The sequence below is a fragment of the Nocardia sp. NPDC052001 genome (genome assembly GCF_040680615.1).
Lineage (GTDB): Bacteria > Actinomycetota > Actinomycetes > Mycobacteriales > Mycobacteriaceae > Nocardia.
This window is the reverse complement of sequence record NZ_JBFAXC010000002.1, coordinates 337,535-350,797: the sequence shown is the minus strand read 5'-3', so window position 1 is coordinate 350,797 and position 13,263 is coordinate 337,535. Positions and strand designations below refer to the sequence as shown.

Annotated in this window: 11 protein-coding genes; 5 read left to right on the top strand and 6 right to left on the bottom strand. The window is 66.3% G+C overall.

The genetic code is table 11. The features are described 5' to 3' along the window. Positions 1 to 59: 59 nt before the first annotated feature. Entirely contained in the window at positions 60 to 707 is a 648-nt protein-coding gene (locus tag AB0L82_RS09870; RefSeq protein ID WP_364633413.1) for a TetR family transcriptional regulator, read from the top strand. Here AB0L82_RS09870 and AB0L82_RS09865 read toward each other — a convergent pair. After that, positions 664 to 1,983, bottom strand: a complete 1,320-nt coding sequence (locus tag AB0L82_RS09865) for an FAD-dependent oxidoreductase (protein WP_364633411.1) — start codon at positions 1,981 to 1,983, stop codon at positions 664 to 666. The genes AB0L82_RS09870 and AB0L82_RS09865 overlap by 44 nt on opposite strands. Positions 1,984 to 2,194: 211 nt before the next feature. Continuing rightward, positions 2,195 to 3,085 (bottom strand): hypothetical protein, encoded by an 891-nt coding sequence (locus AB0L82_RS09860; RefSeq protein ID WP_364633410.1) that lies wholly within the window; start codon positions 3,083 to 3,085, stop codon positions 2,195 to 2,197. Positions 3,086 to 3,154: 69 nt separating this feature from the next. Between AB0L82_RS09860 and AB0L82_RS09855 the strand changes: the two genes are divergently transcribed. Continuing rightward, positions 3,155 to 4,153, top strand: coding sequence for a pyridoxal-phosphate dependent enzyme (locus AB0L82_RS09855; RefSeq protein WP_364633408.1), 999 nt, complete (start codon positions 3,155 to 3,157; stop codon positions 4,151 to 4,153). Between the two features lie 9 nt (positions 4,154 to 4,162). On the opposite strand, the gene AB0L82_RS09850 is transcribed toward AB0L82_RS09855, so the two are convergent. Then, the gene (locus tag AB0L82_RS09850; protein ID WP_364633406.1) at positions 4,163 to 4,966 is read right to left on the bottom strand and encodes an SDR family oxidoreductase; all 804 of its coding nucleotides are present in this window, start codon (positions 4,964 to 4,966) and stop codon (positions 4,163 to 4,165) included. A 128-nt stretch (positions 4,967 to 5,094) separates the two neighbouring features. Here AB0L82_RS09850 and AB0L82_RS09845 point away from each other — a divergent pair, with 128 nt between their 5' ends. Then, positions 5,095 to 5,937, top strand: coding sequence for a Sir2 family NAD-dependent protein deacetylase (locus AB0L82_RS09845; protein WP_364633404.1), 843 nt, complete (start codon positions 5,095 to 5,097; stop codon positions 5,935 to 5,937). On the opposite strand, the gene AB0L82_RS09840 is transcribed toward AB0L82_RS09845, so the two are convergent. After that, positions 5,934 to 6,521, bottom strand: coding sequence for a TetR family transcriptional regulator (locus tag AB0L82_RS09840; RefSeq protein ID WP_364633402.1), 588 nt, complete (start codon positions 6,519 to 6,521; stop codon positions 5,934 to 5,936). The two genes, AB0L82_RS09845 and AB0L82_RS09840, sit on opposite strands and share 4 nt — an antisense overlap. 108 nt (positions 6,522 to 6,629) lie before the next feature. Between AB0L82_RS09840 and ilvD the strand changes: the two genes are divergently transcribed. Beyond that, positions 6,630 to 8,498: a dihydroxy-acid dehydratase gene (gene ilvD, locus AB0L82_RS09835; RefSeq protein WP_364633400.1), complete on the top strand. Its 1,869-nt coding sequence runs from the start codon at positions 6,630 to 6,632 to the stop codon at positions 8,496 to 8,498. A gap of 85 nt (positions 8,499 to 8,583) precedes the next feature. Then, entirely contained in the window at positions 8,584 to 10,098 is a 1,515-nt protein-coding gene (locus AB0L82_RS09830; RefSeq protein ID WP_364633398.1) for a DUF222 domain-containing protein, read from the top strand. Positions 10,099 to 10,260: 162 nt separating this feature from the next. Here the strand turns inward: AB0L82_RS09830 and AB0L82_RS09825 are convergent, their stop codons facing one another. Continuing rightward, the gene (locus AB0L82_RS09825; protein ID WP_364635941.1) at positions 10,261 to 11,487 is read right to left on the bottom strand and encodes an acetyl-CoA acetyltransferase; all 1,227 of its coding nucleotides are present in this window, start codon (positions 11,485 to 11,487) and stop codon (positions 10,261 to 10,263) included. Between the two features lie 25 nt (positions 11,488 to 11,512). Next, complete coding sequence (locus AB0L82_RS09820) at positions 11,513 to 13,258, bottom strand: class I adenylate-forming enzyme family protein (RefSeq protein WP_364633396.1); 1,746 nt, start codon at positions 13,256 to 13,258, stop codon at positions 11,513 to 11,515. Positions 13,259 to 13,263 lie beyond the last annotated feature (5 nt).

Sequence of the window (13,263 nt, the reverse complement as noted above, 5' to 3'; positions counted from 1 at the left end):
AGCGGAAACGATTGTTTCCGTAAACGATTGTTTCCCGATATCTGTGCGAAGCTGTGTGGGTGACGCGAGCTTTCAACGGGACCTATCGCGGAACCTCCACCGATGAGCGCAGGGAACAGCGGCGGCGCAGACTCCTGGACACCGCCCTGGAGATCGTCGGCACCCAGGGCCTGGCCGCGCTGACCGTGCGCGGGGTGTGCGAACAGGCCAAGGTGGGTCCGCGCTTCTTCTACGAATCCTTCAGCGATCTGGACGCTTTGGCGGCCGCGCTGCTGGACGAGGTGCAGTCGGCCGCGCTGGATCAGGCCCGCAGCACCATGGCCGAGACCCCCGGCGATCCCGAGACCAAGATCCGCGCGGGAGTCGCCGCCCTCATCATCGCGATGACCGATGATCCGCGGCGCGCCAATATCGCCTTCGCGCAGGCGTACGGCAGCGAGGCGCTGATGCGCATGCGGTTCGACGGTATGCGCAAGGTGGCCGCCACCATCATCGAGCAGACCCGCACGCTGCTCGATATCCCCGCGGGCGATGACACCGCGCTCACCGCGCTGGCGCAACTCATCACCGGCGGGGCCGCCGAACTCATCCTGGTATGGCTGGACGGCGGGCTGAAGGTCGAGCGGCCCATGCTCATCGAGATCGTGGCCGACTATGTGGTGGCTATGGTGGATCGACTACCGGGGACGGCCGCGAAGCTGCGCTGAGCAGGATCTTGTCCACCACGATCTTGGCGGTTTCGGCACAGGCGGTGGTGCCGCCGTGCGCGTATTCCTTCACCGCGTCACCGACATTCCAGAGATTGGGGATCGGTGTGTCGTGGGGCATGTCGTAGCCCGCGACCGTGCGCTGGGTGGGCCAGTCGTCCCGGGTTACGGCGATGGAGAGCAACCGGGCCTCATCGAAGCCGTCGATCTCGTGGCGCAGATCCTGCAACACCAGCGCCGCTTCGGCCTCCACATCGAAATCACCGACCGAGGGTTTGGGGACGCCGGTGCCGACGTACAGATGCCAGCCCTCCGGGGCCATCTCCGGGCAGGTGGCGGTGAACTCCGCTGCGTAGCAGAGCCTTCGGGTATTGACGAAGCTGAGCAGACCGGGCGCGTCCAGCAGCTTCTCGCGACTGGTGAAGTTGACCGAGATCATGGCGCTGGGCAGATCGCCCTGTAGAACGGTGCCGATGTACTCCGACGGGAAGTGTTCGGGGCCGACCAGATCCAGGGTTGCCGACGGCCCGATATCGCTGACCGCGAAATCGCAGGTGATTTCCCGGCTTTCACCACCCCGCCGCAGGGTCGCCCCCGTGATCCGGCCGTCCTCGACGTGCAGGCGCAGCGCCTGCGTGCTCAGCAATACCTGTCCCCCATTGCGTTCCACGACCTCGGCGAGCGCCTTCCACAATCCGATCGTGCCCTCGGGGCAGAAACCGAAATTGTCGAACGCCGCCGTGCTGGAGAAGTGCGTCAGGAAGACCCGCGCGGGCAGCTCCTCGGGCGCGGCCGCGAACACCGTCCCGCACATGGCGCGGAAGATCCCGTGTACCGCAGCGTTTTTGGTGTGCCCGCGCACCCAATCCGCGGTGCAGAGCTCGCGGTCGGGCATACCGCCGCCACGCTCGGCCGTGTCCTGGATCAGCGGCGCGCCCTGGCGAATCAGCTGGGAGATAAGCAATTGCCAGCCGCCGGTGGCGATATCGACCGTGCGCCCGCCGATCCGGTACAGGATCGGCGGATTCGCCGGTCGCACTTCGAATTTCGCGCCCACCTCGGTGAAGGTCTGCTCGGTGATACCGCCCAACTCGACGCCGATGGCCCCGGTGTTTATCTTGAAGCCGTAGACGTCCTCGGTGGAGGCGCGCCCCCCGACCCGATCCAGACATTCGACGACGAGGGTGCGGTAGCCGTGGTGTGAAAGCCGGGCGGCGGCGCAGAGCCCGCCGGCCCCCGCTCCGACAACCAGTGCGTCCCAATGGTTCTCGCTCATGGCGAGGCTCCTTAGGAAAGCTCAGCCGACGGGATTCCCCCGGTTGAGCGTCGGCCATATCGGTGATACGACCCAATTGTCCCGCACTTCGCCGATACGCGGGACATCCGGGAACAACACCGGTTTATCGGCGCGCGGCCGAATACGCTGCGCCGAACCGCCGTCGGCGCCGCGAACCATTCCGGTGTCGCCATCGTCCCGGGTGAGCGGATCAGCAGTGCACCCCGGTGATCGCGAAACGCTCCACCGCCTCGACGTGGCCGCCGGTCGCGACCGCGACGGTCAGCGTGCCCGGGCAGGTCGCGGTGAACGGCACGCTGCCGGACCACGGACTGTTCTGCCCGCCCGCGGGGATTCCGGGAATCTCACCGACCGCTTGCGCTTTGTCGAGTTGCCGGACCTGTACCCGCAGACTCTCGTCGACGCCGGTGACGTGACCGCCCACCGCCAGCGGCGAATTCACCTTCGCCCCGTACACCGGATTGTCCAGGGACAGGGTGAGGTCATCGGTGCCGATGACCTCCCAGGGCGCGTCCGCTCCGGTCCCGATCCGGGCCAGATGCAGCATGGCGGCGACGATGGCGACACCGTTGGGATTGTCGAAACCGACTGTCACCCAGGATTCTTCACCCTTGGTCGTAGTCAATACGGCCTTGTTCAGATTGCCGTAGCCGAGGTAGCCCCGAGTGAAATTCAGTGCGGTGGCGGCGGGATCCAGATGCCAGGGCTGATGCCCGCCGTCGCGATAGGACTGCTGCCACAGGGCTGCCGCCGCCTCATCGGCGAACGGCCACAGCGCCTGATGGGCGAAGCCCGGGGCGGGCGCGGTCGAGGGCGCGGTGGTGCCCGGCTGCGGGGCGATCGTCGAGGGCACGGGCTGTCCGGCGGTCACGCCGCCGGGCGGAGGGGGCACTCCCGCGGAGTTCTGGACGACCGTCGTCCCCGGCGGCAGGGTGACGGATTCGGGCGTGCCCCCGCCGCTGTCGCGATGAGCAATGAAGTATGTGGTGGCGGCAATGGCGAGTACGAGCGCCACCCCGACCACCACCAGCGCGAGCAGCGGTCCGGTGCGTCGACCGGGCGGCTCCGAATTGGTGGTCATGCTCCAGCATGACTCATGTGCGCCTCGCCACGCTCGTATCTGGACTGGGCAGTCGATACGTTGGTGTGTGTGACGCCGCATCTGCATCAGCAGTACCCCGAACTCGAGAGCACGCTGCCGCATATCGAACTCGGTAAGAGTCCGACCTCGGTGCGGCGGTTGTCCGCGTTGGATTCGGTCGCGGCGGAGCTGTGGATCAAGGATGACAGCGAATTCGGCGACGGCGGCTGGGGCGGCAACAAGGTCCGCAAACTGGAATGGCTGCTGCCGGACGCGCTGCGGCTGGGGCGGCACACGATCGTCACGGTTGGCGGGCTGGGCACCAACTGGGGGCTGGCGACCGCACTGTACGGCCGCGAGCTGGGACTGAAAACCGTACTGGCACTTATCGATCAGCCGGTCGACGACCATGTGCGCGGCCAGCTGGAACGACTGCGGCGTTCGGGCGCGAAACTGTACTTCACCCGGAACAAGACCCGCACGATCCTCAGCGCTCCCTACATTCTGGCCCGCAATTTCTCGGGCAGGCGGCCACCGTATTTCCTGCCCGCGGGCGGATCGTCACCGGTGGGCGCGCTCGGCTACGTCGAGGCCGCACTCGAGCTCGCCGCGCAGGTGCGAGCGGGCGAACTGCCCGAGCCCACCCATCTGGTCGCCCCGGTCGGGTCCGGCGGCACGGTCGCCGGGCTCTCCCTCGGCTTACGACTGGCGGGCCTATCCACCCGGGTGGTCGGTGTGGTCGTCAATGACACTTTGCGCCTGGACGCGGCCACCCTGTACCGGCTGGCCGATCGATCCGCGCAGGTGCTGCGCGAGCGCGGGGCGCGACTGCCCGAAAATATCTCGGCCCTGACCAATCTCGATATCGTGACCGACTATCTGGGCCCGGGCTACGGCCGCACCACCATGGAAGCCACCACCGCGCAGACGCTTTCGGCCGATCTGGAACATCTCACCCTGGAGCCGGTCTACACCGCCAAGGCCATGGCCGCCCTGCTGGAGATGAACGGGCAGGGCCGGTTCGGCACCGGCACCGTCGTATTCCTCAATACCAACGGCCCACGCTGACAGGCGATTTCACGCCCGGACCGAAGCACCGAGGTGCTCGGCCAGGAATTCTTCCCAGGTCTGCTCACCGACGGCGCGATCGAGGTTGAGGTTGCCGCCCGCCTTGTAGATCTTGGCGGCCTTGCCCGGAGCCTTCAGGCTCAGGATGGGACGGCGCTTGCCGATGGCGTCCTGATAGCCGCGCAGCACCTCCTTCATCGTGTACACCTTGGGCCCGGCCAGCTCCGGCACCAGTCCGGCGGGCTCGCCCAGGGTCAGGCGCACCAGTTCCGCCGCCACCTCGGCCGCCGCGATCGGCTGGAACCGGAAATCGAAGGCCGGTGCGATCGGCAGCTTGCCCAGTGCCCGCACCATGGTGAACAGCAGTTCGTGGAACTGGGTGGCGCGCAAGGTGGTCCAGGGCAGACCCGACTCCTGCACCACGATCTCGGCCTCCCGCTTGGAGGCCATGTAGCCGAGCATCGCGCGATCCAGCGCGCTTTCGCAGACCACCCGCTCCGCGCCGACCACCGAAATGTAGACCAGATGCGGGGTGACGCCCGCGGCCTGTGCGGCCGTCACCAGGGCGCGCGCCTTATCGCCGTCACCCTTCTGGGTGCCCGCCAGATGCAGGATGGTGTCGACGCCCGCGACCGCCGCCGCGACGCCTTCGCCGGTCTGGAGATCGCCCGCCACGTATTCGATACCGTCCGTTCCGGTGCGGGCGGTGCGGCTCAGCACCCGCACCCGGACGCCCGCGCGCATCAGCAGCAGCGGGGTGACCAGCTTGCCCAGGGTGCCCGTACCACCGGTGACCAGAACCGTCTTCGTCATGACAACTCCTTCGTAGTCGTTCCGCGCCGCCCGTGGTGACGCCCATACCGATACGACGAAGCAGCCCGGGGCGGTGTGACACGGTGTGACCGGGCGCACGGCGGCCCTGGCCTCGTAGGCTGGTCGGCATGTCGGATACCTCGATCGAGCAGCTGTGCGATCTGCTCACCGGCCGCCGGGTCGCGGTGCTGACCGGTGCGGGCGTCTCCACCGACAGCGGTATTCCGGACTATCGCGGCCCCGATTCCCCGCCCCGCAATCCCATGACCTATCAGCAGTTCACCGGGGATCCCGTTTTCCGGCAACGGTATTGGGCACGCAATCACGTCGGCTGGCGGTTCATGGACGCGGCCCGCCCCAATCTCGGACATCGCGCGCTGGCGCGACTGGAACGCGCCGGAATCGTGCGCGGGGTGATCACCCAGAACGTGGATCTGCTGCACACCAAGGCCGGACAGCGCGCGGTCATCGACCTGCACGGGGTGTACGCACGGGTGCGCTGCCTGAACTGTTCCGCACTGCTGTCCCGCATGCGCCTGGCCGAATTGCTGGAGGAGGCCAATCCCGGCTTCGCCGAAACCCTCCCGCTCACCGGTCTGGAGGTCGCACCCGACGCCGACGCCGTGGTCGCCGACACCAGCGGCTTCCGCATGGTCGACTGCGCGGTATGCGGCGGCATGTTGAAACCGGACATCGTCTATTTCGGCGAATCCGTCCCGGCACCCCGGGTGGCCCAAGCCTTCTCGATGGTCGAGGACGCCGAGGTGCTCCTGGTCGCCGGATCATCACTGACCGTCATGTCCGGTCTCCGATTCGCCCGCCGCGCCGCCAAATCCGGCCGCGATGTGGTGATCGTGAACCGCGGCGAAACCCGCGCCGACGACCTGGCCAAGCTGAAGATCGAGGAGAGTTGCTCGACGGTGCTCGGCGCACTGGCGGACCGGCTCACGGCCGTTCCCGTACGGCGCTAGTCGCGAATCTCCAGTCGGCGCACCAGGTTCACCAGGCCCGCGCGCAGCGCCTCGGGGTCCTCGGCATCCGCCCCCAGCACCATGCGCACCACCTGCGGCACCGCGAACCACCACGCGGCGAGCGCGGCCACGGCGTACATGAGATATCCGGCCGGCACATCATCGGTGAGTTTGCCCTCGCGCTGGGCGGCGGCGACGGAGGCCACCTTCTCCGCGTAGTGCGAGGCGCGCGCGGATTCGGCGGGTAGCTCACCGCCCTGGGTCTGGAGTCCTTCCCAGTGCAGCAGGCGCAGGAACTGCGGATGGGTGCGGTGGTAGTCGAAGACGTGCCCCGCGTATTCGGCGAGGTCCCCGGCCTTATCGGCGGCCAGCGGGCTGGCGGCCGCGAGCTGTGCCAATTGATCGGTGAGCACGGCCTCGAAGAGCCCCTGCTTATCGCCGAAGTACTGGTAGATGCGCTCTTTGTTGATGCAGGCGCGGGCCGCGATGGCCGCCACCCGAGCGCCGTCCGGCCCGCGCTCGGCGAATTCGTACACGGCGGCCTCCAACAGCCGCCGCTTGGTTCCCTCGGTATCCCACGCCATGCCTGATATCCAACCATTTCCGCGATCTCCAACCGCACGGTTGCAGTTCGACCCTCCGATGTGCAAGACTCCAACCATACGGTTGCAGTTTCTGAAGGAGGTGGCATCGTGCCGAATCTGCGTTCACGCACGGTCACGCACGGCCGGAATATGGCGGGAGCCCGCGCGCTCATGCGAGCCAGCGGAGTCCCCTCCGCGGATATCGGCCGCAAGCCGGTCATCGCGATCGCCAATAGCTTCACCGAGTTCGTCCCCGGCCACACCCACCTCCAGCCCGTAGGACGCATCGTCTCCGAGGCGGTCAGCGCAGCCGGAGGAATCCCGCGCGAGTTCAACACCATCGCCGTCGACGACGGCATCGCCATGGGCCACGGCGGCATGCTGTACTCGCTGCCGTCCCGCGACCTGATCGCGGACTCGATCGAATACATGGTGAACGCGCACTGTGCCGACGCGCTCGTGTGCATCTCGAACTGCGACAAGATCACCCCCGGCATGCTCATGGCCGCCATGCGCCTGAACATCCCGACCGTCTTCGTCTCCGGCGGCCCGATGGAGGGCGGCAAAGCCGTCCTGGTCGACGGCACGGTCCGCAGCCGCCTGGACCTGATCGTCACCATGTCCGAGGCGGTGTCCCCCCTCGTCTCGGACGAGGACATGGCGCTGATCGAGGAAAACGCCTGTCCCACTTGCGGTTCCTGCGCGGGCATGTTCACCGCGAACTCGATGAACTGCCTCACCGAGGCCCTGGGGCTGGCACTGCCCGGAAACGGCACCGTCCTCGCGACCCACACCGCGCGGCGCGCCCTGTACGAAGCCGCCGGACACACCGTCATGGACATCACCCGGCGGTACTACGACGAAGACGATGACCGCGTGCTGCCCCGAAACCTGGCTTCGCACCGGGCATTCGACAATGCGGTGGCATTGGACCTGGCAATGGGCGGGTCCACCAACACCGTGCTGCATCTGCTGGCCGCCGCACAGGAGGCCGGACTGGACTACGGCCTCACCGACATCGAGAAGATGTCGTTGCAGGTGCCCTGCCTGTGCAAGGTCGCACCCAACGGGGACTACCTGATGGAGGATGTGCACCGGGCGGGCGGCATCCCCGCGATCCTCGGCGAACTGGACCGTGCCGGGTTGCTGCACCGCGATGTGATCGCGGTGCACTCGAATTCGCTGGACGACTGGCTCGGCGCATGGGATGTGCGCGGCGGCAAGGCTTCCCCCGAGGCGATGGAAATGTTCTACGCCGCGCCGGGCGGAAAGCGTTCCGCGACCGCATTCTCACAGTCGGAGCGCTGGGACTCCCTCGACACCGACGCCGCCGAAGGCTGCATTCGCGATCGCGCCCACGCCTATTCGCGCGACGGCGGACTGGCGGTGCTGCGCGGAAACCTCTCCCCCGATGGGGCAGTGGTGAAATCCGCCGGGGTGGCCGAACACATGCACACCTTCACCGGCCCCGCTGTCGTGGCGGAGTCCCAAGAAGACGCGGTCGACGCCATCCTGTCCGGACGCTTGCAGCCGGGCGACGTGCTCGTCATCCGATACGAGGGACCGCGCGGCGGACCGGGAATGCAGGAAATGCTCTATCCCACTTCGTATCTCAAGGGTCGCGGGTTGGCGGGCAAATGCGCCGTGATCACCGACGGGCGATTCTCCGGCGGATCCTCGGGGCTCTCCATCGGTCACATCTCACCCGAGGCGGCATCGGGTGGCGTTATCGCGCTGGTTCGGAACGGGGATGAAGTCACCATCGATATCCCCTCGCGGACAATGTCACTGCATGTCGGCGATGACGAGCTCGATGCGCGGCGAGGGGAGCTGGAAAGCCGTGGCGGGTATCGACCGGTCGCGCGGACGCGCGAGGTTTCGGTGGCCTTGCGCACCTATGCGTTGATGGCGACGTCGGCCGATCGTGGAGCAGTGCGGGATACGGCCCGGCTCGAAGCATTGGAAGGAATGCGCTAAAGATGAAAGGGAGATATTCTGAATAGCTTTGTATCACAATACAATTACGCTTTCAGAACCCACCCTTCCCGAGTAGAATAGAGGAATGAACGCGGGGGAGAAAATCGCAATCGCGGACAGTGTGAACACACTGTCCGCGGCGGTGGACTCCCTCGCCTCACTGCCGCTTATTCCGGTATCAGACAACGACATCGTCGAATTGATGCAGCAGATCGAAACCGCCACCCGCAAACTCGACGCGCTCAAACTCGACCTGGTCGTGCAGACCTGCTCCCGGTCACTGCCCAAGCGCGCAGGAGCGGGTTCCGTGGCGCTGTTTCTGCAAGACACACTGCGGATTTCGCACGGGGACGCGCTGAATCGCTGGCATTGCGCCGAGCAGGCTGCGATCTGGCCGCGCGTGGGCGATGCCGCCGAGATTCCCGCCGCACCCGTCATGCCCAATACCGCGCTCGCGCAAGAAGAAGGCGTGATCGGACTCGACCACGTCCGGGTTATCCGACAGGTCATGGACCGGCTGCCGAGCAAGGTATCTGTCGAAGACCGCGCTCTCGCCGAGGAACACCTGGCTCGCCACGCGCGGGCGTTGAATCCGAACCAACTGCCCAAGATCGGTGACCGGATCCTCGGACACCTCGATCCCGATGGCACCCTGACCAATGATGCAGACCGTGCACGTTTGCGCAGTATGCGGTTGAGCCCACAGGGTTTCGACTTGATGTCCACCATGACCGTGGTGTTGACCCCAGAAGCCCGCGCCGCGATGGATGCAGTGCTGGCCAAGCTCGCACGGCCCGGTCTGTGCAACCCGGCCGACCCCGAAAGCCCGTTCGTGGTCGATGAGAACCTCGACCCCGAGGTTGTGAAGGCTGCGGCCGAACGGGATACGCGCACGACCGTGCAGCGTCAGCACGATGCGCTGTTCGCGCTCCTGCATCCCGACTTCCACCCCGCACACCTCGGCTCACACCGGGGGCTCCCGGTGACCACGATCCTGACCATGTCCATCACCGATGTGGAACGCGCCGCCGGAGTCGCGACCACCGCCACCGGTGGGACGGTGCCGGTCGCGGTCGCGTTGGAAATGGCTGCCCGCAAGAGCAAGACGTTCTCTGTCGTGACCGACGGCAACGCGATGCCTTTGCACATCGGGGAAGCCCGCCTGGCGAACCCGGCACAGCGGATGGCGTTGATTGCCACCGAACGGGGTTGCACACGCCCCGGCTGCACCGCACCCGCGAGCATGGCGGCCGTGCATCACGTGACCGAGTACGCCAAAGGCGGCCCGACCGACATCGAGAACCTCACGCTGGCGTGCGATCACTGCCACGCCCTGGTCAATGACACCCCGACCGGGTGGACCACGATCAAGCTCGGTAAGGATTCGCCCTTCGCGGGACGCACGGCGTGGATCGCGCCCGCGCACATCGACCCGACCCGCACACCGAAGGTGAACCATCTCCATCACCCCGACGAGTTGATGGCCACCGCCCCGGCAGCACAACCGTTGCCCGCACGCCCCTCTCGGGCCTGTGTGCCGACGCGGATGCGTCAGCGACCCTGGGTATTGCCTCGCCCGGCGTGCCCAGCCCGGCAATAGCTTCCACCACTTGCCTCCACCGTCAGGACCCCCCTGCCGGTCCTACAGGCATGTCCCGCACGGCCTCCGCCAAGTCCGTACGGCTCCATGCCGGTATCTCGAGGCCCTTCGGGCCTTCTTTTCTTTTTGTCCAGGCGTCTTTTGTCCTTTTATCTTTTGTTCTTAAACCCCCCAAGCCTCGACAACAAACCCAGCCACGGTAGTGGCACTCCCCCCAATATTCAACGTAGCGATCCTCCGAGCCCCATCAACCTGATAGTCCCCCGCCTGATCAGTCACCTGCTTATAGGCATCAAACAACATCCGAGCCCCAGTAGCCCCCACCGGATGCCCGATCCCGATGAGCCCACCTCCGGGATTGACCGGAAGACTTCCGCCCCTACCGATCTCCCCCGACTCGATCGCCTTCCAACTCTCCCCCGGCGACGTGATCCCGAGATGATCGATCGCCATGTACTCGGACATCGAGAAACAGTCATGCACCTCCACCGCATCCACATCGGTGATATCGGCCAGCCCAGCCCGCCCGAGCGCATCCAGCATCGTCTGCCGCACATGCGGGAACACATACGGTTCCGCCACCGCGACCTCGAACTTCTGCGCAAGCGACAGCCCAGCCGTCCGATGCCCCCACCCGGTGATCACCGCATGCTTCGTAGCCCGTAAATCCCTGTGCTGCTCCAGGAATCGATCGGAGACGAGGATCAACGCCGCCGCCCCGTCGGTCATCTGACTGCAATCCTGACGCCGCAACGCCCCCGCAACCGTCGGATTCGCGGTGTCATCGGCGGTGAAACTATCCGGGGTGTATGACCATTCACGAGTCTGCGCCAGCGGATTCAACCGCGCATTGGCGATATTCAACTCGCTGATGGCGTGCAGATGCGCCGGATCCAATCCGTATCGCCGATCATATTCTTCGGCGACAGCGGCGAACATGGTGGGCCACACCAGATCCGTGTCCTGGGCTTCATGCCCCTTCCAAGCAGCCGCACCCATGTACGCGGCAGCCTGATTACCAGGGACGGTCTTCTCCAACTCGGCACCGATGACCAGGGCACAGTCGTACCGCCCGGATTCCAGGTCCGACATCGCGGCCAGCACCGCCATACTGCCGGAGGCGCAAGCGGCTTCGTGACGGCTCGCCGGAATCCCCCAGAGCTCCGGAAGCACGGTGGCGGGCATACCGCCCAACTGCCCCTGCCCCGTGAAGAGCTGCCCGAATGCGTTGCCGACGTGGATGACTTCGATATCCGCGGGATCGATCCCCGTCTCGGCCAACGTCGCTTCGGTCACCGAACGAACGAGCACGTCGAACCCGAGTCCGGCGCGATGCCAATTGACGGCGAAATCGGTTTGGCTGCCGCCGAGAATATGGACGGACACTATGACTCCTGGATTGTGGTGTACCGGTTCAGAGTTGGTCGCGGAGCTCGCGGCGGAGCAGCTTGCCGACGGGATTGCGCGGCAGCGATGCCACGACCTCCAGGCGTTCGGGCAGCTTGAACGAGGCGACCTCGCGGGAGCGCAGGTGCGCGACCAGATCGTCGAGCGTGACGGTGGCCCCGGGCGCCGGAACCACGAAGGCGCAACACTTCTCGCCGAGAACCTCATCCGGATAGCCGACGATCGCCACATCGGTGATGCCGGGATGATCCGACAGCAACCCTTCGATCTCCGCAGGGGCGATATTCATCCCGCCGCGAATGATGATCTCCTTCACCCGATCGACGAAGCGCAGGTAGCGTCCGTCCGGCCCACAGAGTTCGAAAACGTCTCCGCTGCACAGATATCCCTCGTCATCGAAGGGTTCAGTGCTCGCGGTTCCGGGCAGATATCCGCCGAATACCGCCGGGCCACGCAGACGAAGTTCACCTCGCCCACCCAGCTCGGTCACGGTCTCGCCGGTGACGACGTCGACGAGTTTCACGGCGGTGCGCGCCGCCAGCCGGGTGGACCATTCCACACCGGGCGCACCGTAGTGCGGTAAATGCTGCGCGCGCACAGTCGGATCCGGGATATCGGCCGGTGCGCCGAGCAGGCTCACGCCCTCATTGGATCCGAAGAAATTGAGCACGTGAATGCCCAGTTCCTCCTGCCAGCGCCGCACCACCGGCGGCGGCAGTGGCGCACCACCGGACCCCACGGTGCGCAATGACGACAGATCGGCGTGCGCGCGCAGGCTCTCGTTCTGCAACAGCATGGTCAACAGCGCGGGCGGCATACTGGTGTGCGTCACCCGATGTTCGGCGATCTGACCGAAGAATACCGGCAGATCCAGCGGATGATGCTGCACCAGATGCCCGCCCGCCAGCAGCCAGGGCAGGAACGCACCGGCGAAGCCCGCCATATTCACCATCGGAAATGGGTTGAGCACCACCGACTCCGGGGTGATTCCCAGACCGTCCTGAACACCCTGCGCCACCGCCAGCCAATCTCCGTGGCAGCGCGGGATGCCCTTGGGCGCCGCTTCGGTGCCGCTGGTCCAGCACACCGTGATGCGGTCGTTGACGGTGACCTGCAGTGCGGTTTCATAGTCCCGGAAGCGATCGCGCGACTGGGAATCAGCCGAATCACCCAGCGCTACAGCCTTATCCGGAACCGCAGGGCCGAACGCGAACACCGCCGCATTACCGTCCGCGACGGACAGCGCCTCCTCCGCGAGCTCGCGGCCGGACAGTGTTCCGGCGGTGATGATCGCATCGGCCGCCGTCGCCGCGACGATGCCGGATATCTCATGCCGTCGATAGGACGCGGGCATGGGTGTGGCGACCGCACCCAATCGCCACAGCGCCAGATAGGTGGCGGTGAGCGCGATGGAATTGGGCAGCAGTACGGCGACGGTGTCACCCTGGCGGATGCCCTGTGCGAAAAGCACTGCCGCGATGTCGACTACGTGATCATCGAGCCCCCGCCAGGTCAGACTGCGCGGCACAGCGCCGGTCAGCTCCGCGAGATTGGCCGGATCGGTCAGCGCGGGCGCATCCGGGGCTTCGGCGACGCGACGGCGGAAGACCGCGGGAATCGTCTCGTTCTCCCACCAGCCCTGTTCCAGGTAGTCGCGCACCGTGTCGTCCGGATGACACTGGCGCACCGGATGTCTGGTCCCGGTTGTCCGACGCGCGCCGGTCAGCGGTGCGGGAGCGGGTGATTCAGCCATGAAGT